At 60.6% G+C, this 19312-nt stretch carries 21 protein-coding genes and 1 pseudogene; 1 reads left to right on the top strand and 21 read right to left on the bottom strand.

Annotated features, from left to right (window positions below; translation table 11 throughout):
* Positions 1-12: 12 nt before the first annotated feature.
* From BFN67_RS01665 to BFN67_RS01590, 17 genes are all read right to left on the bottom strand, one after another.
* Positions 13-1131, bottom strand: a complete 1119-nt coding sequence (locus BFN67_RS01665; protein WP_080917830.1) for a phage major capsid protein — start codon at positions 1129-1131, stop codon at positions 13-15.
* A 12-nt stretch (positions 1132-1143) separates the two neighbouring features.
* Positions 1144-1500: a hypothetical protein gene (locus BFN67_RS01660; RefSeq protein WP_080917829.1), complete on the bottom strand. Its 357-nt coding sequence runs from the start codon at positions 1498-1500 to the stop codon at positions 1144-1146.
* Positions 1487-1987, bottom strand: coding sequence for a hypothetical protein (locus BFN67_RS01655; RefSeq protein ID WP_139788975.1), 501 nt, complete (start codon positions 1985-1987; stop codon positions 1487-1489). Before BFN67_RS01655 ends, BFN67_RS01660 begins: the two co-directional genes overlap by 14 nt.
* Positions 1988-2190: 203 nt before the next feature.
* On the bottom strand, positions 2191-3324 hold the full coding sequence (locus BFN67_RS01650; RefSeq protein ID WP_139788974.1) for a hypothetical protein: 1134 nt from the start codon (positions 3322-3324) through the stop codon (positions 2191-2193).
* A 635-nt stretch (positions 3325-3959) separates the two neighbouring features.
* Positions 3960-4133, bottom strand: coding sequence for a hypothetical protein (locus BFN67_RS24250; protein ID WP_158083455.1), 174 nt, complete (start codon positions 4131-4133; stop codon positions 3960-3962).
* 260 nt (positions 4134-4393) lie between these two features.
* Positions 4394-5875, bottom strand: coding sequence for a YfjI family protein (locus BFN67_RS01645; protein WP_080917826.1), 1482 nt, complete (start codon positions 5873-5875; stop codon positions 4394-4396).
* Entirely contained in the window at positions 5872-6582 is a 711-nt protein-coding gene (locus BFN67_RS01640) for a DUF7146 domain-containing protein (protein ID WP_245295122.1), read from the bottom strand. The genes BFN67_RS01645 and BFN67_RS01640 overlap by 4 nt, the downstream gene beginning before the upstream one ends.
* A gap of 101 nt (positions 6583-6683) precedes the next feature.
* Positions 6684-7094, bottom strand: coding sequence for a hypothetical protein (locus BFN67_RS01635; protein WP_080917824.1), 411 nt, complete (start codon positions 7092-7094; stop codon positions 6684-6686).
* A complete protein-coding gene (locus BFN67_RS25280; protein ID WP_080917823.1) occupies positions 7091-7300 on the bottom strand; it encodes a helix-turn-helix transcriptional regulator in 210 nt (69 codons plus the stop codon). The genes BFN67_RS01635 and BFN67_RS25280 overlap by 4 nt, the downstream gene beginning before the upstream one ends.
* A 77-nt stretch (positions 7301-7377) precedes the next feature.
* On the bottom strand, positions 7378-7791 hold the full coding sequence (locus tag BFN67_RS01625) for a hypothetical protein (RefSeq protein ID WP_080917822.1): 414 nt from the start codon (positions 7789-7791) through the stop codon (positions 7378-7380).
* Positions 7791-9023, bottom strand: a complete 1233-nt coding sequence (locus BFN67_RS01620) for a tyrosine-type recombinase/integrase (protein WP_080917940.1) — start codon at positions 9021-9023, stop codon at positions 7791-7793. Before BFN67_RS01620 ends, BFN67_RS01625 begins: the two co-directional genes overlap by 1 nt.
* A gap of 513 nt (positions 9024-9536) precedes the next feature.
* Positions 9537-10076, bottom strand: coding sequence for a MerR family transcriptional regulator (locus BFN67_RS01615; RefSeq protein WP_080917939.1), 540 nt, complete (start codon positions 10074-10076; stop codon positions 9537-9539).
* 174 nt (positions 10077-10250) lie between these two features.
* Positions 10251-10574 carry an integration host factor subunit alpha gene (locus BFN67_RS01610; RefSeq protein ID WP_080917821.1) on the bottom strand — a complete coding sequence of 108 codons (324 nt, stop codon included), beginning with the start codon at positions 10572-10574 and terminating at the stop codon, positions 10251-10253.
* A gap of 129 nt (positions 10575-10703) precedes the next feature.
* Positions 10704-11675: a beta-ketoacyl-ACP synthase III gene (locus BFN67_RS01605; protein WP_080917820.1), complete on the bottom strand. Its 972-nt coding sequence runs from the start codon at positions 11673-11675 to the stop codon at positions 10704-10706.
* 10 nt (positions 11676-11685) lie between these two features.
* Positions 11686-12756: a phosphate acyltransferase PlsX gene (gene plsX, locus BFN67_RS01600; protein WP_080917819.1), complete on the bottom strand. Its 1071-nt coding sequence runs from the start codon at positions 12754-12756 to the stop codon at positions 11686-11688.
* A gap of 121 nt (positions 12757-12877) precedes the next feature.
* Complete coding sequence (locus BFN67_RS01595; RefSeq protein WP_080917818.1) at positions 12878-13429, bottom strand: YceD family protein; 552 nt, start codon at positions 13427-13429, stop codon at positions 12878-12880.
* The gene (locus BFN67_RS01590) at positions 13419-13991 is read right to left on the bottom strand and encodes a ubiquinol-cytochrome C chaperone family protein (RefSeq protein ID WP_080917817.1); all 573 of its coding nucleotides are present in this window, start codon (positions 13989-13991) and stop codon (positions 13419-13421) included. The genes BFN67_RS01595 and BFN67_RS01590 overlap by 11 nt, the downstream gene beginning before the upstream one ends.
* Before the next feature lie 211 nt (positions 13992-14202).
* Here BFN67_RS01590 and BFN67_RS01585 point away from each other — a divergent pair, with 211 nt between their 5' ends.
* Positions 14203-14745 carry an outer membrane protein assembly factor BamE gene (locus BFN67_RS01585; RefSeq protein ID WP_192856742.1) on the top strand — a complete coding sequence of 181 codons (543 nt, stop codon included), beginning with the start codon at positions 14203-14205 and terminating at the stop codon, positions 14743-14745.
* A gap of 106 nt (positions 14746-14851) precedes the next feature.
* Here BFN67_RS01585 and BFN67_RS01580 read toward each other — a convergent pair whose 3' ends face one another.
* From BFN67_RS01580 to ribH, 4 genes and pseudogenes are all read right to left on the bottom strand, one after another.
* Entirely contained in the window at positions 14852-17002 is a 2151-nt protein-coding gene (locus tag BFN67_RS01580) for a sodium-translocating pyrophosphatase (protein ID WP_080917816.1), read from the bottom strand.
* A gap of 213 nt (positions 17003-17215) precedes the next feature.
* A pseudogene (locus BFN67_RS01575) lies at positions 17216-18290 on the bottom strand (MFS transporter).
* Positions 18287-18784 carry a transcription antitermination factor NusB gene (gene nusB, locus BFN67_RS01570; protein WP_080917815.1) on the bottom strand — a complete coding sequence of 166 codons (498 nt, stop codon included), beginning with the start codon at positions 18782-18784 and terminating at the stop codon, positions 18287-18289. The pseudogene BFN67_RS01575 and the gene nusB overlap by 4 nt, the downstream one beginning before the upstream one ends.
* Positions 18781-19275, bottom strand: coding sequence for a 6,7-dimethyl-8-ribityllumazine synthase (ribH, locus tag BFN67_RS01565; RefSeq protein WP_080917814.1), 495 nt, complete (start codon positions 19273-19275; stop codon positions 18781-18783). Before ribH ends, nusB begins: the two co-directional genes overlap by 4 nt.
* Between the last annotated feature and the right edge of the window lie 37 nt (positions 19276-19312).

Here is a 19312-nt window from a genome sequence, read left to right as displayed (position 1 = left end):
CCGCCCTATTGGTTAGCCGCTGACTGCGGGATAAAGATCGCCGTAGATAAAGGCTTCGGGCCTGAACACGGCGAGGGCCAATCTTGATTCGATCCGGACAGTCGCGAGGTTCTTAACAAAATCGTCCTCGTTCTCGGTCGACAGCAGCACCTCGACGTCGAGTCTATCGAAGATCGTCGCACCGTCCTGGAAGGCACCAACGAGGAACTCGCCGGCGGCCATTGCGTTGGTCGCGACCACCGGAAGATTCCAAAGGCGCTGGTCCTGCAGGCCGAACGGGCTCTGGGCGCTGATATAGCGCTTGTCACCATCTTTGATGCCCAGCATCCGGCGCCAATCACGGCGGTTGAGGACGATAGCGTTGACGGGAACCTCAGCGTCTTCAGCCTGACTGATGGCCTGGTTCACGCGATCGAACGCGGTGTCAGCCGTGTCGGAGAAAACGGGGGCGTAATCGGTAGCCTGCGGAATGATGCCGTTCAGATTCTGGCCCGTGCCAGAACCAGAAAGCACCTGCTGTTCTTCAACGAATTGAAGCCCATATGTACCGCGCCGGCCTACGTAGGCAGCCAGGGCGGGCGCATCATCCAGCATCTGACGCGAAATCTTGAAGGTATGCGCAATAGTGCGCACGGGCGACGTAACGAGATTGAATTCCAAGTCCGACTTGGGCTTCGTGGTGCCCTCGGTGACCGGGCGGGCGTTGTTGGTAAAGCCCGTTTCCTTCGCCCATTCAACAGAACTGGACGTGGTGCGAGCGGAGCCGATCACATCGCGAAGGCGCAACTCTCGCTGGTAAGGAGACACAATACCCGGAACTCGATGGCCGGGCACAAGGCTGGTGCCCGCGGAGCGACCCGCACCAACGGTGCTATTGCCGGAAGTAATGTCGGCGCGTTCGTCCTGGAGCTTGACGACAGCGCGACCGCGGAACGTGGACGTCAGGTTCTGAACGTCCTTCGAATCCAGCAAGGCGGCGGAAAGCGGGAAGTCGTCGTTGGCAGCAACATAATCGCGGGCAGGCTCGCGCGCAGCCCGCTTTTCAAGTTCGCTGAGGCGGGTGGAAAGGTCAGCGGTCTTCTCGTTGAAGCCGTTGCCGAGTTCGGTAATCATGTGAGCCAGATCGGCCATGTGTGTAGTCTCCTAGATATTGCCGCGCTCGATGGCGGCGTTGATTGTTTCGCGGGCGGTTACGGGGGGAACCCCGCCGCTCGTCAAAAGCGCGTAATTAACCTGCCGGAACGCTGACTCACGCATCTGCGCGAGCGACGCCGAGCCCGTGTAGTCGTCGGGGTTTCGCCCCTCGGTCTGGGCATTGCGGCGATTGGCAAGGTTTGCCGCGCGGTCTTCCTCGGGAAAGTAGACGCCGAAGGCGTAGTCAGTGAGAGCGTACGTCCCGTCCTGCCTCCGCCCTGCCAGCAACTCGGCAACGTGGGGCGGCAGTTCTACATGCTCGACCGCGGCCTTAGCGGCTGCGTCGATCAATTCAGTAATTTCCATTGTGGATCCTTGTGATTGCTGCCACAGCGTCTGCTGTGCCGGGTGTTAGACCCTGTATCTCGGCGACGATTGCCGACAGGGTTGCACCCGTGCAGAACCGCGCAGGGCCGTCTTCTGCGGGTGAGCCGAAGACGATGTAACTGCCGTTCACAGTCGCGTGGGCACCGCCTTCACGGACGATGATGTCGCCCGGCTGCGCTTGGCCGGACAGCACTGCCCGCAGTGATTCCGCTAACCTGTAACCGTCAGTGGACGTCATACCGCCATAGTCGCGTGCGCGGCTGGCGGCAGTTTCGACGCCGTTCTCAGCCAGCACAGCAAGCGTAAGGCTGGCCATTTCGTCGTCCGAAAGGTCGGGCGGTGTCTTCTTGGCCTCGGCCAGTGCGATCATGCCAGCGTGCTGAAGCCGATTGGCAATCGCCGCGACGCGCCCGCGCTTCAAGGAGAGGCGGCGCGCAAGTAGTTCAACGGCCTCCGAAAGTTTCACGGCTGCCTCCTTTATTTTCGCAAATGATAGAAAAATGGGCCGCCAGTAACGGCGACCCAAGTGCTAAGGACAACAACAGAGTGATGAAATCCGCTGTCACTATATACGCGCCCACGCTACGCTATTTGGCACCGCTTATTTAAGCCATACATCGGCGCTTACGCGATCTTTCTAGATCGGCTAGGGCAATACCAAAAACAAGCTTAGGCCGCCTGTGCGGCGGGCTGTGGGCGATTGTCGTTACTCGCAAGCAATGCTCTGCCGGCCGCAAGTAAAGCCCTTCCTCCGGCACGATCACGAGAGCCGCCTTTATAGCCAAGGACGGCGCCAATCGATTCCAGATTACCGCGGCTGGCCACTTCCTGAAGGATCGGCGACAGGGCCTTCGTTGCCGGCGTTTGCCACGATGGTGCTGGAACGCTGGCCGTCTGTTTTGCGCCTGTGATGCCAGCAACAAAGCGGGAGCCTCGGGCGATGACGGTCGGGCAGCGTGTGGCCGGGAATGGTAGCATCTCGAAAGGAACGGAACCGTCAACGCCAAATGCCACTAATTCCGCCCGCGCTTCTGCAACGCCGTACCGACCAACGCGATCAAGCTGCCCACAGACGTCGAGCGATTTATCAGGAGCGCGCCGCTGCAGGGGTGTCCGCATTGGCATGAGCGCCGGCTGGCCGCTCATTGGACGCCGGTAGCCATCAACGCGCAGTGGTGACGAGATAGCCGCGGGCATGGCGAGATAGCCGGCAATCGCGGCTTTGGTCCTGTGGGGGCGCTTGCCGCCACGCGGCTTGCTGGTGGTATACGATGGTCGCTGTTCCTTGCCGCTGGCGTCGATATAGCTGATCATGAGACCGTCGCGTTGCTTGACGGCACCCTTACCGGTAGCGAACACCAAACCGGCCAAGTGCGCGCGCGGGCCGTCAAAGGTCGGTCGAAGGTGACCGCCTTCCGTTGGCGACAATGACCCACAAGCACAATGCATGCACCAGCCTAGCGGTGCGGAGCGCCCCGTATAGGGGAACTCGATCCAGCCGAGGGCGCGGCAGATATCACGCTCGCTGGGTTTGATCTCGTGCAACGACTCGGCGTGGATCTCATCCGGGCCGTCTTGCGTAGGTTCCGACATGTTGGCGAGAGTCACTGGCGCGCATGTCGCGTCAGTGTCGTCTGCTCCGTCCCGCACGAAATGCTCTGCATCGTCAGTGCTGCGGTCACGCGCGTCGAGATATCCCGGCTCGGCACCACGGTGTGTCTGGTGGCGGGAGTCGCGGATTTCCTCCAGCACAGCGAGCGCGGCGGCAGGATCCTTTTTTGCCAGCCAGCGCAGTGCCGGCATTCCGCCTCGGAATTTCGTCATCTTTTTGTCTGTCCTTTGGATTGCCGTCTTGGCGCGGCTCAAATTTGGGTTAGGCGCAAAACTTTTTTCTACACGTTTTGCACAACGTCTGGATGGCGGCGGTACGGGCTGGTGAGGGTCTGGACTTTTGATAACGCCCCCCCGAAAAAAGAGATGGAAACCTGCGGCGTTTCGTGCGTCTGAGCCCGACCGGTGTGGGCCTGAGCAGGTGCTAGACTTCTGATAGGCCCGGCCTCTGATTAAAAATCAAAGCTGCTTTTTTAGTTGCGAATGCGAACACGGCGGGTCTGGCTGAGGTCGGGCATGTCGAGTTGCATGTACCCCGACCGGCGGGCGAAAAAGTCGGGGGCCGCATCTCCCATGACCGACGCATCCAGGAAGAGAAATCCGTGGCCAAAATGAAAAGAGAAAAGTACCCACTTTTCCCTCCCCATTTTGCACGCGCGTAAGCGTTCCTAGTCGCGATGGTCAGGGAGAAAGCCCGCCTTGAGTTCGAAGTGCCCCCGGTGCCTCGCGCGCTTGCGCGCACGCGCGAGGAAAAACTGTAATAGCGTTCGCTGCGTGTTGCCCCACCGGTCCGCAGGGCTGGCGGCCTGGAGACTGGAATACCCCCGTCATGCCGCCGCGTCCGTCTGGTCGTTCTGGTTGTCGGGCTGGAGGTGCGGGAATTCACGATAGAACGCCTCCCATGAAAGCCTTCTGCCGAGCCGCGGCTTGGCCACAGTGACGGGGCGGCCGGTCACATCGCGGATGGGTTCGTCGGTGGTGGTCTCGGTGGTGGTGGTCATGCTGAAGCTCCAGTAACGTGAGTTAGTAACCGGGTTGCGTAAAACGTAACCTCGGCCTTTTTTCCGTTTGTTTTCAATAACTTGACAGGTCAAAACAGTTACGACGGTTATTTTGGGGGGGTATCCATTCCAGATCCAAAACTGGACCCCCCATCAAATAACTAACGTAACCTACTATAGTCTTATATCTATATGATATTGCTTGCCTTTTTGGCTTGAGTTACGGAAAAATAACTCCGACGTAACCCAGTTATAACTCCTCACAACCCTCGGCCCGCGAAGTACCTGCTCGATTTCGGGCCACCCCTGGGTCCGGGTTCCTTTTCGACGTGCCGAGCGCGACCGGATAAAATCAGGTCGGAAAGCACCTCAGCGCGTATGCGTGAGGTGTGTCCCTCTGGTAGCGCACGGATGATGCCGCCTTCAGTGATGCCCTTATCCTTCGCGCGGGCAATGACGTCGCGCACGGTCTTGGAAATTGCCTCTTTTTCGTTCTCGGCAACAAAGCGGTCGACGGCCTGCACCATGTCAGCGATACAGCGGCGCGCAAGGCCGGATGCCCATTCCCAGATGCGCACGTCTACCAGCGGACGCGACCACGTGTGTTTGGTACGACCACGGGCAATCCGTTGCTCGCTTTTGGTCGTGCTCGTAACCGCCAGGATGAGTGCAAGTTTAATCGCATACTCGGCCGTGCGTGCGACGAACGGCGCGGTCTGCTCGCTCACCTCGCGCGTGGCTTTGATTTCGGCGCGCTTGAATACTTTCAGGGCCTCGATTGCATCGTCGGTCCATGCGACGCCAATTACCGGCAATGGCAGTTTGCCCCCCTCCTGCGCGGTGCGTTCAAGCACTTGGCTAACGTTGGGTTTGTCGTCGACGTGACGATTGATGCCAGCAAGCTTGATTGCGCGATCGATGATTTTTTCGGGCACGGTCCCGACCGGCATGTCCGGTACGACCAGTTCGGCTTCCGCTGCCCGCTCCAGGCTGAACAACAGGAAACGCGGAAGTAGCCCGTCCTCAGCCGATGCATTGCGCATGGCTGACCAGAACTGGCCGGGTGTCGCGGTGCCATATATATTCAGGTTCGGGTTATGGATGGTGACGGCCTTCGTGTTCGCGTACTCGGCGCCCCCGAACAGTGAAGACGACGCGGAGAAGAAATCGCGCAGGTCCGTCGAAATTCCACGCAGGTGCGCACCCGATTTACGGTCAGTGATATCACGTACGAATCCCCCAAACTCGTCAATCAGGCAGATTCTGTTCGGACAATCCTGAAGCGCATTCCGAAGCGCTGACGCGGACATGATACGCTCCGGGCCATAAAATTTGTCCAGCCACCCGTCTGCGGCCTGTCGGAGTCGCTTCAATTGACCTCGCGCATGGTCCTTGCCGAATCCAGACGGCGCGAGCGCCACAACATACATGTTCGCCCGCGTGTCGCGTGTGGTGGTGCCGTAGCGCCGGCCAATCAGCGAGGCAACGAAGGGCAGAACAGCCGACAGCGCCAACTCCCGTGACGGGGTTTCAGCCGAAGATACAATCCAGTCCACGCATTCTTCGACAAAGCCGCCGGGGCGCGTGAAGTCGGCCAGCACCTTGTCTGGCTGTAGAAATTCCGGAATCTCGGCCGGCTGCTCGTCGTCAAATTCCCATTCAGGGCTATTGTCGTTCGCCGCCTCACGCTTCGGAGCCTCCTGGCCCGGCTCAAATTTCCACGACTTCTCCTGCGCGTTCATGCCGCCTCCTTCAAATCTGCATAGTCCCTGCCGACTTCCGCCAGCATCCGCACTTCAACCTCCTTACCCGCCGCATGCCACCGCTCGGCGCATGAGAAGGCATCCCGTTCACCGGTTCCGCTGCGGTCGTTATCGGCGAAGATGGTCAAAGTCTCGATGCCCGCAAGAACCGGGAACCGAGCCATGTTGCCGGCCGACAAGCATGCCCAGACTGGCCGAAAGGGCGCCGCCAGGGCGGTTTCGATGCCCTCCGCAACGGCAAGGCCCGCTGTCACGTCCTCGTCTGCCGACAGCCGCACAACGCCGCCTGCGGCAGCGCCTAGCATCATCTTTCCCGTACGGTTGCCTTCGTGGTCGAGGAACGTGCGGTGAAGGCCGATGGGGTCGCCGGTAATGGCGTCGGTAATCTGGGCAACCATCATGCGCTTGCCGTGATGGAAGCGCAGCGCGTCGCTCTCGTAGGTCAGGCCACGCGAGCGCAAGTAGGTCTCGGCCAGCGTTCCGGCGATGGGAACCGAGCGCGCCCATATGCCAGCGGCGCTCTTCTGCTTGCGTGCGCGGTCTGGGTCAAAGGTCGGGACTGGCTCGCGGTACTCGACGGGACGATCGGCGGACAGGCCAAGAACTGCCTTGACGTGATCGCGGCATTCCTTCCAGTCGTCGTCCGCGAAGGAATTGACGATGAACCCTGTGTCCGTGAATGTCACCGATAGAGAACGATCAGCCCTGCCATGACCTGGGCCGGGGCAAAGGATTTTGTTGCGGCTATATATCTCGCCGCCCAATGCGGCTGCGGCGGAATGGAGGCTCATGCTGCGGCCCACGCCGGCTGAGATGCCTTATTGCGCCCGTATGTCGTCATGTCGGTGGCGTCGTCAGGCACGTTTGCCATGTCGGGGAAATACCAACGCACCACCTTGCCATCGTCGACGCGGCACGTGAGCGGGCGGAACAGTACATCCTCCGCATTGTGTAATTCTTTGATTCCGATAGACCTGAGAAGTCGGGCAAATTGTCTATTTGTCGGCGTGAACGCGTAAACACCGGCAAGCCTTATCTCGACACCGCCATCCGGCGAGTTCTCGATGCTTTCCACTTCGGTGACGATATCCTCGCCATCCGGTATTTCCTCCGGCTCGTAGGCGTTCCAATATTCCTCGCGTGTGGCATCGAATCCGCCGACGATGAATGAGGTGTATTCGATTCGAATGGTATTCATGCCGCTGCCCTCGCTGCACGCAGGTTATCGTTGGCTGGTGCGCGACGGTTTGCGGCCACCCATGCATCTAGGTCATCAGTGCTGTAAATGATGGTCTTGCCAAGCTTCGCGAAAGCCGGCCCAGCGCCGAAGCAGCGGGCCTTGTCGAGAAAAGATTTGGACAAGCCGACATATTCTGCGGCTTGTCGTACTCGTAGGTTTGCCATGAACACCTCCTTTTGTTTGTGGTGGCATGACGTACCTACGCGTTTCCGTTTCGCGAATTTAGGCGAATAAATCGTATTTACTTGCGGCGTCCGTCCCGCGCCTCCCATTCTTCATAAAGTTCACGGGTCGCGTCTTCCGATGCCTCGCGGGCATCGTCATATTCCTTGATGGCCTTTCGAACGTGCGTCTCAGAGTAGCCAAATTCATCGGCCACCTGGCGCAACGCGTCCTCATACTTCACACCATCAGAGCGGAGCCAGGAAAACTGCTCGCCAATTTGCAACCAAAATTGCGGAAGTGATTTTTTGCGTCCTCGTGGTCGCTTGTGTCGACGAATCATGTCGGCAGCGATCTTCTGCACGACCTTATCCGCGTTGCCGGCATTCAATATATCGTAGGTCAACCTCTCGGCGTCTTTTGTGCGCCCTTCTGCGATGGCAGCCGAGATCGGCAAAGCCTGCAGACTGAAGCCCTTCGGAAGCGGCGCCATCACTTCACCCCCATCGCGGTCGCAATCTGGTCAGCAATGACGTCCGCGGCCCGCCTCGACGCGTCGTCTGCGATATGGGCGTAACGGGCGGTGGTGGCGGAATCGGCGTGGCCTAGCAATTTGCCAATGACGGGCAAGCCCATTCCCGACCATGCGCCAACGGACGCAAAGGAATGTCGGAGATCGTGTATCCGTAAACCCTCCAATCCGGCTCGCTTGCATATCGCTGACCATGGACGCTTCAGGTCTGCGCGCGGCTTCTCATCTGGCATTCCAGCACTCTCGCCAGCGATGACGTAAACGCCGATACGCGGAAGAGCGGAGAGCACATCTTGCGCGGCAGTCGACAGGACAACAGTTTTTCTGCCCGTCTTGCTGTCAGGCAGAAACAGAAAACCCCGCTCGGCGTCGACTTCGGACCAGCGCAGATGGAGGATTTCGCGCAACCTGCATCCCGTCAGCATGATGAGCCTGATAGCGCCAGTCACAGACGGGTGCATCACAACCCGCTGGCCTTTCGGGGCGTGCTTGGCATTACCCGCGTTTACTTCGAAGCCGACCGTCTCTGCTTCTCGCATGGCGTCTCCGAGCCGAGCCATTTCGGCAGCGGTCAGGAATCGCTCGCGCCCTTCCTCGCGGTTACGGTCAACGCCGGCAGCGGGATTAAAGCCCTCCGGAACGTGGCCATTCTTGGCTCCCCAGCCATACGCGGCCGACAAAAGCGCGACGGCACGATTGGCCGAGTATTTGCCGCGCTTCGATATGGCAGCATGTGCGCGCTGCACGTCAACGCGTGTCAAAGCTGTCGCCTTCGTTGTGCCGATCTGCGGATCAATATGTTTGGCCAGTGTGATCTCGTAGAAAGATCGCGTCGTCGGCTTCATTTCCTTTTCGGCAACATAGTCCGCTACCAGCTTTTTGACGGTGGCGCTTGCCCGATCGTTTGCACGATCCTTGGCAAGGTCTTTGCCAAGGCCGGCGTGGGCAATCGCCCTCCGTGCGGCCTCGCGCGCTTCGCTGGCCTTCAGTGTGCCGACGCGCCCTAGCTTCATGCGCTTCTTGCTACCGCCAGCAACCGGCCGGAACTCGGCGAAGAATGTGCCCGTACCGCCCGTTGTTCGATAGAAGCCGAAACCCGTCAGATCGTCATCGAAATAAAAGGTCGTGCGGTTCGGCTTGGCGCCTTCCATGACACCCGAAACTGCCGCCGCAGTGATCTTGATTGTAGCCATACCCGCCTCCTTTATAGCCACTATGTAGCCAGCGTTTAGGTAGACTCGGGATATTAGTCAAGAGGACATTGGTTGCAATGCGTTGCAATTCTGCGGTTTATGCCCGTCACGTGCAACGTTAGGAATGGCTATAAAACATATATACTAAGACTGGGGGTCAAGGGGTCGTGGGTTCGAATCCCGCCACTCCGACCATTTTCAACTTACCGATGTTCGAATCATGTCTGCAGCGAAAGCTATCGACAGCACCGATATGAACGCTCTTACGTGAAGCAGGCATACGATTGCGGGTGTTATCGGCGGGCGAAAGCAACCAGACGCCGATGCGGCCGATACGTCGTCCCTGATTTTACGGTTGGCGGCTCGCCTGAACCCGACCGGCTAAAGTGCATGGAGCGAATCTAAAAGATCGCGGCGCGCTTTGGTAACGGGCGGAACAGAATCGGTTACGCCCATCCATACCGGATAACGCAACAACATTCCTGTCTGTGGCAACCTTTGCGCACTGCCGGCTTAGCGCACCTGATCGAGAAGGCGCTTGCATTCCAGCAGGTCGAACAGGGCTTCCTGCAAAAGTGCGCGGTTGTCTCGCGAAAGCTTGCCGGCATCGGCCGAGACCGGCCCCTCCTCTTCGCCCTTGCCAAGGCTGAAGAAGCGACGGCTCGGCTTCGTCTTCGGCTGTCCCACCAACATCTCATCGTCGGTGCGTGGCTGCGCACCAGGGGTCAGCGGCACGGCGTCCGCCTGCTTGCGTTGCGAAATCGCCTCGACAGCGGCCATGTCGCCATTGCCTATGGCGATCAGGAACTGGTTGCCGTTTTCACGCAGGAGTTTCTGAACGCCCTTGATCGTGTAGCCCTGGTCATAGAGCATATGGCGGATGCCCTTGATCAGTTCGACATCCTGCGGCCTGTAATAGCGGCGACCGCCGCCACGTTTCATCGGCTTGATCTGGTTGAACCGCGTTTCCCAAAACCGCAGCACATGCTGCGGCAGGTCCAGTTCCTCAGCGACTTCGCTGATGGTCCGGAAGGCATCGGGGCTCTTGTCCATGGTCACTTCCTCGAAGGTCACATCCTCGAACTGGACAGGGATTCGACGCTGCGTGGCGCCGAATCGCACCATATTTCAGCGGGTTACAACCTTCCATTCAACCCTCGGCGCCAGATGCGGGGCGGTTTTCAACCGCATAATACACCTGTCATTCCGTCGGCAGGCACGAAAAACCTATGTGGCTTCCTTGGCCTTGTTGTTTTGATGTGCCCGCAAAATGCGGTTCTTTAATACATTGGAAGCCTTGAAGGTCATCACCCGGCGCGGCAGGATCGGCACTTCCTCACCCGTTTTCGGGTTGCGGCCGATGCGTTCGTTCTTCGAACGGACATGAAAAGTGGCGAAGGAGGACAGTTTCACCGTCTCGCCCCGCACGATCGCCTCGCAAATCTCATCGAGAACGGCTTCCACCAGTTCGGCCGATTCCGTTCGCGACAGGCCGACCTTGCGGTAAACCGCTTCCGCGAGGTCAGCACGCGTGAGTGTCTTTCCCCCCATCCGAGAGTCCCATCGTTGGAAAATTGTTGATCATTACAAGCAGCGACGGAGCCTAAGTAATTGATCCGCCAAGGTCAAGGACAGAACCGGCAGGTTCGGCACGCCTGCGCATGACGCACGGTCACCGCCCTACCAGCGCAACAGTACCGCGCCCCAGGTGAAGCCGCCGCCCATCGCTTCAAGCAGCACCAGATCGCCACGCCTGATACGGCCGTCCGCCGCCGCGACGGAAAGCGCCAGCGGCACCGATGCCGCCGAGGTATTGCCATGGAGATCGACGGTAATCACCACCTTGTCGTCGTCTATGCCGAGTTTTTTGGCGGACGCGTCGATAATCCTTTTGTTCGCCTGATGCGGCACGAACCAGTCAAGATCGGCGGCCCCAATGCCGGCCTGGCTGAACGTCGCTTCGATCACGTCGGTTATCATCCCGACGGCATGTTTGAACACTTCGCGGCCTTCCATCCGAAGCTGCCCGACCGTCCCGGTGGTCGAAGGCCCGCCATCGACATAAAGCTTGTCCCTGTGCGTGCCGTCGGAGCGCAAGCTGGCCGCCAGGATCCCCCGATCGGCGATTGTGCCTTCGCCTTCCGCCGCCTCCAGGATCAGCGCGCCGGCGCCATCCCCGAACAGAACGCAGGTCGAGCGGTCGGTCCAGTCGAGGATACGCGAGAAGGTTTCGGCACCGATCACCAGAACGCGGCGCGCAAGCCCGCCCTTGATATAGAGATCGGCAGTCGTCACCGCATAGACGAAACCGGAACACACCGCCTGCATGTCGAAGGCGAAACCTTGCCGCATGCCAAGCCGGTTTTGGATTTCGACCGCTGTTGCCGGAAACGTATTGTTTGGCGTGGATGTCGCCAGCACGATCAGGTCGATGTCGTCAGGCGTCAACTCGGCATTGGCCAGTGCCGAGCGCGCCGCCGCTTCACCCAGAGAGGCCGTTGTCTCGTCGTCGCCGGCGATATGGCGCTGGCGGATGCCGGTGCGTTGGGCGATCCACTCGTCAGAGGTCTCGACCATGCCCTCGAAATCGGCATTCTTCATGATTCGGCGAGGCAGCGCGGAACCGATGCCGCGCACAACTGATCTGATCAAGGGTTTTGTCCTATCCTTCTTCGTCGGTTTCGACGTCGGATCGCCTAGCCCCGGCGGCCTTGGGATTACGCGCATGAAAAAGGTCGAGATCGGCCTCAATGCGGTCGAGCAGCCGGTTACGCACCATGTCGTAGCCAAGATCGACTGCGGCCGCGAACCCGTCCGAATCGGCCCCGCCATGGCTTTTCACCACAATGCCGTTGAGCCCGAGGAATACGCCGCCATTGGAACGCCCGACATCGAGCTTTTCCCGCAGACGATCGAAAGCCCCCTTTGCCAGAATATAGCCCAACCGTGACAAAAGACTTCGGCCTATCGCTTCGCGCAGATAGGCGGCAAACTGGCGAGCCGTGCCCTCGGCGGTCTTGAGCGCGATATTTCCGGAAAATCCTTCCGTGACCACCACGTCCACCGCGCCCTTGCCAATATCGTTGCCTTCGACGAAGCCACGATAATCCAGCGATGCCAGATTGGCTTCGCGCAGCATCTGCCCGGCCTCCTTGACCTCTTCCTGGCCCTTGACCTCCTCGACACCGACATTGAGCAGCCCGACGCTCGGCCGTTCAATGCCAAAGACCGCACGCGCCATGCCGGTGCCCAAAATGGCGAAATCGACGAGTTGGTGGGCATCCGCGCCAATGCCCGCACCGACATCCAGAACCACGCTTTCGCCACGCAATGTCGGCCAGATCGCGGCAATTGCCGGGCGATCGATACTGGCCATGGTGCGCAGACAGAATTTCGACATCGCCATCAGCGCGCCCGTGTTACCGGCGGAAATGCAGACATCGGCCGCATCGCTCTTGACCGCCTCGATCGCCTTCCACATGGAAGACTTCCAGCGGCCATGGCGCAGCGCCTGGCTCGGCTTTTCGTCCATGCCGACTGCAACGTCGCAATGCACGAGTTCGCTGTTCTCGGCCAGCCGGGGGTGTTTGTCGAGGATCGGGCGAACCAGATTCTCCTGCCCGTAGATGATGAAATGCGCATCAGGTCGGCGGGTCGCGACCGTCATGAGCGCGGGAATGACCACGTCCGGCCCATGGTCGCCGCCCATGGCGTCAATGGAAATCCTGATCACGCGATATTCATCTCATCGTTTCCTAACACTTCACAGCCTGCTTATAAGGCCCCGCGATGCTCGGCGAAAATAGCTGTTTTAAGCCGACGCACAACCAATTTTCCTTCTCATCGCCCGGCTTTCAGTTTTTGGGGAGCAGCGCACGCAGCTTTCGCTGGAATTCGCTTTCTTCCTTATCCTCGTCGTCGGCTTTGGTTTCCAGATGCGCGCCGGCCCGGCGTGGATAGGGGTCGATGGCCAGGCCGAAGAACTGCTCGGCCAGCGCCCCGACATCAACCGTATCGCCAATGAAGGTTTCCGGCGCATCCGGTCCCTCGGCGTCGATCAATATCTCGCCGCCGCCGCTAAAACCTTCACGGCCGAAATTGGAATCTTGCGGCAGGAACAGCCCATCGACCGCCTCTTCAATATGAGCGGTGACGGGATCGAGCGTGACCACGCAGGCTTGCGTAATGTCGGCCTTCACCGATCCGGACACCTTCACGCCGTTGCGCTTCCAGCGGCTGACGAGAAGCTCGGCGCGGTACACCTCCACCGAAAGCAGCCCATGCGCCTCCGCGAGCGCGGCGCGCTGGGCTTCGTCAGCTTCGATCACGACGGGCAGGCCGGCTTGCGGCAGGCGCGCGACATGTGCAGCGAACGACACCGGGCTTTGGGCTTCGTCATGCTGCATTGTCGTCTCCCGATGCCGGCGGAAAGCTGATACGGCCTGCACAGATTGCTTCCGAAGCCTGCGACGCCAACGCCTGTCTCACCCTCATCACATAGGCGGCAAGGTGCTGCGATTCCAACCAACCGTCCGGATCGGGCCAACCATTCGCATCGGGATAGACATTGCGGGTAAGGGCTGCCGCCAAGGCCGGCTGGTCATCGCGGTCGAGCGCGTCGGCATAGGCAGCCGTACGCCCGTAATACATCCTGGCCAGTTTCTTCATGCGTTTCGGCACGCCGACATCGCTGATGCCAAGCTCACGCAGCGAATGCTCGACATCCTTGAAGAACTCGTCGATCAGCACCTGGGCAATCTCCGGCGACGCACCCTTCTCGCCATGCAGGCGGTGCTGGAACACAAGCATCATAAGCGACAGCATCTCGAAGCGGCCGAGCGGCGTATCCGGCACTTTCCATTCGGAATAAAAGCGTGGCTGCCGCGCCGCTGCCACGATTTCACCGTACAGGGCCTCGGTGATGGCGCGGTTGGCTTGACGTTCGCGGCCAAACAGGCGCTGGAACATGCGGAGGGTCTCCGAAACCGTTTGTTGGTGCGGCCTTGTTGCATCGGCAGCCAAGCTGGTTTACCGCTTTTGCCACCTCGCGCAAGCGCGTGTATCCGGATTGGCGCCCAGGCGACAACGGCGAAACGACGCGGCCGAGGCCGAAACAACCGGTGTGGGTATCCGATTGGGCTATCAAAAAAGGACCAATCGGACGGAGCCGGCGGATTGGATGGAGTTGTTGTTGCGCGCGCTGAAATTCAAGTCGGCACTATCGTCACGGCCGGTTGGCATCGTTTCCGTTGTGGCGCTCGCCACGGCGCTTTCGGCCTGCAACTCGACGAAGATGTTTGGCGATGTCACACCGGGCGAAACCCTGCACCAGGGCTATGTGATCGACCAACAGGCGATCGATTCCGTGCCCGTCGGCTCCAGCCGCGAGCAGGTGTTGCTGGCGCTCGGCAGTCCTTCGACCACCGCCATCTTCGACAATGAGGTCTTCTACTACATTTCCCAGACCCGCCGCCGCTCTGCCGCCTTCGCAAAGCCGAAGCTCATCGATCAACAGGTCCTGGCTGTCTATTTCAACAAGGAAGGCCGGGTCGATCGCATTGCCAAGTACGGCTTGAAGGACGGCAAGGTGTTCGACTTCATCTCGCGCACGACGCCGACTGGCGGCAAGGACCAGAATTTCCTCTCCCAGATCATTTCCGGTGCCGGCAAGCTCACGCCGAGCGCGGCCGGCAGCCTTATGGGCGCCGGCAACGGCATGTAGACCGCGCCGAACCTTCTTTATCGGGACAAAAGCCCGCGGAAGCGATCCCGCGGGCTTTTCATTTCGAGATCTGAGGCGGGGCCTTTATCCCGCCAGCCAAGGCTGTTCAGCCAGCCGCGCTATGCGCCAAAATCGCCAAAAGCAGCAACGCCACAATATTGGTGATCTTGATTGCCGGGTTTACGGCAGGACCGGCGGTATCCTTATACGGATCGCCGACGGTGTCGCCCGTCACCGAAGCCTTGTGCGCCTCGGAACCCTTGAGATGCTTGACGCCGTCCTTGTCAGTGAAGCCATCCTCGAACGATTTCTTGGCGTTATCCCAGGCGCCGCCGCCGGAGGTCATCGAGATTGCCACGAACAGGCCGTTGACGATGACGCCGAGCAGTGAGGCGCCGAGCGCGGCAAAAGCCGAGGCCTTGGAGCCTGAAATGAGCAGCACGCCGAAATAGACGACGAGCGGCGCCAGCACCGGCAGCAGCGACGGGACGATCATCTCCTTGATCGCCGCCTTGGTCAAAAGATCGACCGCGCGTGCGTAATTCGGCTTCGATGTGCCCTGCATGATGCCGGGATCCTCGCGGAACTGTTTGCGCACTTCCTCCACGATCGAACCCGCCGCACGCCCCACCGCCGTCATGGCGATGCCGCCGAACAGATAGGGGATCAGCCCGCCGAACAGCAGGCCGGCCACCACATAGGGATTCGACAGGTCGAAGGAGACCTCGCCCATGCCCTGGAAGTAGGGATATTTGTCGCCATTGGCGGCAAAGAACTTCAGGTCGTTCGAATAGGCCGCGAAAAGCACCAGCGCGCCAAGCCCGGCCGAGCCGATGGCATAGCCCTTGGTGACCGCCTTGGTAGTGTTGCCGACCGCGTCGAGCGCGTCGGTGGATTGACGCACCTCTTTCGGCAGGCCCGCCATTTCAGCGATACCACCGGCATTATCCGTGACCGGGCCGAAGGCATCGAGCGCCACGATCATGCCGGCAAGCCCGAGCATGGAGGTGACGGCAATCGCGGTGCCGAACAGGCCGGCCAATTGATAGGTGGCAATGATGCCGCCAACGATGACGATAGCCGGCAGGGCTGTCGATTCCAGCGAAACCGCGAGACCCTGGATGACGTTCGTGCCGTGGCCCGTCACCGACGCCTGGGCGATGGAATTGACCGGGCGCTTGTCCGTGCCGGTATAATATTCGGTGATAACGACGATCAGCCCGGTCACCAGCAGACCGACCAGGCCGCAGATGAACAGGTTTGTACCGGTGACCATCATGTCGTTGGCGGTCCCGAGATCCCCCCAGCCGATCGTCAGCGACGTGGCTGCGCCAAGGCCGATGACGGACAGGACGCCGGTGACGATCAACCCTTTGTAGAGCGCGCCCATGATCGAGCCGTTGGAGCCGAGCTTGACGAAAAAGGTGCCGACAATCGACGTGATGATGCAGGCGCCGCAGACGGCCAGCGGATAAAGCATCACATCGGCCAGATTGGGTGCACTGCCAAAGAAAATGGCGGCCAATACCATGGTCGCCACCACTGTCACCGCGTAGGTTTCGAACAGATCGGCGGCCATCCCGGCACAGTCGCCGACATTGTCGCCGACATTGTCGGCGATGGTCGCCGGATTACGCGGATCGTCCTCGGGAATTCCGGCCTCGACCTTGCCGACGAGATCGCCGCCGACATCGGCCCCCTTGGTGAAAATGCCGCCGCCGAGGCGGGCGAAGATGGAGATCAGCGAAGCGCCGAAGCCCAGCGCCACCAGCGAATCGACCACTTCGCGGCTGGCCAGCGGATGGCCGAGCGGCCCGGTGAGGAACCAGTAATAGACGGACACGCCAAGCAGCGCGAGGCCGGCCACCAGCATGCCGGTGATGGCGCCCGACTTGAAGGCGATATCGAGACCGGCCGCGAGGCTGTTGGAAGCAGCCTGCGCGGTGCGCACATTGGCACGCACCGAAACATGCATGCCGATGAAGCCGGCAGCCCCCGAAAGTATGGCGCCGATCAGAAAGCCGAGTGCGGCCGTGCCGGAAAGCAGCCACCAGGCGAGCAGGAAGACAACCACGCCGACAACGGCAATGGTGGTGTATTGACGGGCGAGATAGGCCTGCGCGCCTTCACGTATGGCGGCTGAGATTTCCTGCATGCGCGCATTGCCCTGGTCGGCTGCAAGAACCGACTGCGTTGCCCATATCGCATAGACAACGGAAAGCACGCCGCAGAGAATGACGACATAAAGCATAGTCATTTGCGGATTTTTCCTCGACTGCTGGTCCGGAAGACCCCTCCCCGGACATTGGACTCCGACCGGCGTCGTTTCCTCCGGGCGCCGCGTCGATGGGACGCATGCGAGCAGGTTCGTTCGAGAACGTCAAGACGGTGTCGGGCTTTGCGCGTACTTTCAGGCCGAACGGATGGCACTCGGGCATCTTTGCCCGATGACATTCACGGTCGCGAAGGCTCAGGCGGGGCGACGCCGGCTGCTCAACCCAAGTGCGACGATCGCCACCAGGCCGAGGCCCGCAACCGGCAGGACGATGCGAACCAGCGCGTCCCAGCCCCAGCCATTATAGACCGCGCCCGACATCAATGACGCGAAGGCGACGCTGGAGAACAGCACGAAATCGTGGAAGCCCTGCGTCCGGCCCTTTTCTTCGGGGGTGTAGCATTGCGCGACGATGGCCGTGGAGCCGATGAAGGCGAAATTCCAGCCGAGGCCGAGCAGGATCAAGGCGCTCCAGAACTGCCACAGATGGATGCCGGACATCGCCACCAGCGCGCAGGCGATCAGCAGCAGGAAGCCGATTGCCACCACGGTGGCGGCGCCGATTCGGTGGATGATGCGGCCGGTGAAGAAACTCGGCCCGTACATGGCCATGACGTGCCACGAAATGCCGAGTGTCGCCTGATCGGAAGAAAAGCCGCAGCCGACCATGGCCAGCGGCGCGCCGCAGCAGGAACAGGATGCCGCCGCCGACCGCGGCCAGCGCCATGATGGCGGCAAAAGAGCCGGCAAACGGCACCGGCATCAGGAGATCATGGGTGAAGATCACCGTTTGCGGGCCGAGCACCGCAGTGATGATACCACCCGCCAGCACGAAGGAAATGGCGCGCGCCTTGAATTCGGGCGGCGCATTGTCGGCGGCGGCAAAGCGGAACTGCTGCACAAAGGCGCTGCCGGAGCCAACCACCAGAAGGCCGGCGGCAAACAGCCAGAAGCTTGATTGAAACAGTGCAATCGTCGCGATCAAGCCGCCCAGCGCTGTCAGCAAGGTGCCGGTCAGGAAGCCGTTGCGGTGGCCAAGCGCACGAATGATGGCTGCCGCCGGCAACGCGCCAAGAGCGACCCCGACATTGAAACCGGTAAGCGGCGCCGTCGAAAGCGACTTGTCGGCGCCGAGCATGAAATGCCCGGCGAGCGCGCCGAGGGCGAAGCAGACAGGAGCCGCCGAACCCAGAACCGCTTGCGCAGCGGCCAGGATCAGCGCCGTGCGACGCGCCTCGCTTGCCGTGTGGTCAGCGGTGATCGCGGTCATGACGCGCCCTTGCCACGGCTCCCGCCGCGCATTTGCTTCGCCACGCGATCAAGCACCGCATTGACCAGTTTCGGCTCGTCCTCGACATAGAAGGCCTTGGCGATATCGACATATTCGGAAACGATGACAGCGACCGGCACGTCAGCACGCTTCATCAACTCATAAACGCCGGCGCGCAGGATAGCGCGCAGCGTCGAATCGAGCCGCGACAGCGGCCAGTCTTCGGTCAGCGCCTGGCGAATCACCGGATCGACCGTTTTCTGGTTTTCCACCACGCCGGCCAGGATGGCGCGGAACCACTGCGCGTCCGCCTCGCGATAGACCGCGCCGTCGACCTCCTTGCCGAGCCGGAAGGCTTCATATTCGGCCGTCGTTTCCAGAAGACCGCTGCCGGCAACATCCATCTGATAGAGCGCCTGCACGGCCGCAAGGCGCGCAGCACCGCGCTTGTTCGCCTGGCGTATGGGTGGAGTGACGGGGACGGGTTCGGTCAACGCGCGTCGCCTCCCAGCTTCTGCTTGAGCGCTATCATGGTCAGCGCGGCACGCGCCGCGAAACCGCCCTTGTCGGCTTCCGATCTGCGGGCGCGCGTCCAGGCCTGCTCCTCATTCTCGGTGGTCAGGATGCCGTTGCCGATGCAGACGGCCTCCTGCACCGAAAGATCCATCAGCGCGCGGCTCGATTCATTGGCAACGATATCGAAATGATAAGTATCGCCGCGAATGACCGTACCCAGCGCCACGAAACCGTCATAGGCCGTGCCGCCCTCGGCGGCGCCATCGAGCGCGAAGGTAATCACGGCCGGAATTTCCAGCGAACCCGGAACCGTCACGACGTCGTAGCTCGCGCCCGCCTCTTTCAGCGCGGCAATCGCGCCTTCGAGCAGCGCATCTGCCAGCCCGTCATGAAATCGCGCCTCGATAATGAGCACATGCGCCTTTTCAGGGCGGATGAATGCCTTGCCGTGCTGGGAAGTGCCTGCCATGTCGATCTCCGAGAAGCGCGTGACTTAGGCCGAAGTG

The organism is Manganibacter manganicus, assembly GCF_002075885.1.
Lineage (GTDB): Bacteria > Pseudomonadota > Alphaproteobacteria > Rhizobiales > Rhizobiaceae > Mesorhizobium > Mesorhizobium manganicum.
The sequence above is the reverse complement of the archived record's forward strand: the minus strand, read 5'-3'. Positions and strand labels throughout refer to the sequence as shown.

What these genes read in the sequence shown, in the direction of transcription:
- BFN67_RS01625 (WP_080917822.1), bottom strand. Translation starts at nt 7,791, where the DNA reads ATGGCGCCGCTTCCGAAGGGCTTCAGTCTGCAGGCTTTGCCGATCTCG.
- BFN67_RS01660 (WP_080917829.1), bottom strand. Translation starts at nt 1,500, where the DNA reads ATGGAAATTACTGAATTGATCGACGCAGCCGCTAAGGCCGCGGTCGAG.
- BFN67_RS24250 (WP_158083455.1), bottom strand. Translation starts at nt 4,133, where the DNA reads ATGACCACCACCACCGAGACCACCACCGACGAACCCATCCGCGATGTG.
- BFN67_RS01615 (WP_080917939.1), bottom strand. Translation starts at nt 10,076, where the DNA reads ATGGACAAGAGCCCCGATGCCTTCCGGACCATCAGCGAAGTCGCTGAG.
- BFN67_RS01610 (WP_080917821.1), bottom strand. Translation starts at nt 10,574, where the DNA reads ATGGGGGGAAAGACACTCACGCGTGCTGACCTCGCGGAAGCGGTTTAC.
- BFN67_RS01595 (WP_080917818.1), bottom strand. Translation starts at nt 13,429, where the DNA reads ATGCAGCATGACGAAGCCCAAAGCCCGGTGTCGTTCGCTGCACATGTC.
- ribH (WP_080917814.1), bottom strand. Translation starts at nt 19,275, where the DNA reads ATGGCAGGCACTTCCCAGCACGGCAAGGCATTCATCCGCCCTGAAAAG.
- BFN67_RS01585 (WP_192856742.1), top strand. Translation starts at nt 14,203, where the DNA reads ATGGAGTTGTTGTTGCGCGCGCTGAAATTCAAGTCGGCACTATCGTCA.
- BFN67_RS01650 (WP_139788974.1), bottom strand. Translation starts at nt 3,324, where the DNA reads ATGCCGGCACTGCGCTGGCTGGCAAAAAAGGATCCTGCCGCCGCGCTC.
- BFN67_RS01645 (WP_080917826.1), bottom strand. Translation starts at nt 5,875, where the DNA reads ATGAACGCGCAGGAGAAGTCGTGGAAATTTGAGCCGGGCCAGGAGGCT.
- BFN67_RS01665 (WP_080917830.1), bottom strand. Translation starts at nt 1,131, where the DNA reads ATGGCCGATCTGGCTCACATGATTACCGAACTCGGCAACGGCTTCAAC.
- BFN67_RS01580 (WP_080917816.1), bottom strand. Translation starts at nt 17,002, where the DNA reads ATGACTATGCTTTATGTCGTCATTCTCTGCGGCGTGCTTTCCGTTGTC.
- BFN67_RS01620 (WP_080917940.1), bottom strand. Translation starts at nt 9,023, where the DNA reads ATGGCTACAATCAAGATCACTGCGGCGGCAGTTTCGGGTGTCATGGAA.
- BFN67_RS25280 (WP_080917823.1), bottom strand. Translation starts at nt 7,300, where the DNA reads ATGGCAAACCTACGAGTACGACAAGCCGCAGAATATGTCGGCTTGTCC.
- BFN67_RS01590 (WP_080917817.1), bottom strand. Translation starts at nt 13,991, where the DNA reads ATGTTCCAGCGCCTGTTTGGCCGCGAACGTCAAGCCAACCGCGCCATC.
- BFN67_RS01635 (WP_080917824.1), bottom strand. Translation starts at nt 7,094, where the DNA reads ATGAATACCATTCGAATCGAATACACCTCATTCATCGTCGGCGGATTC.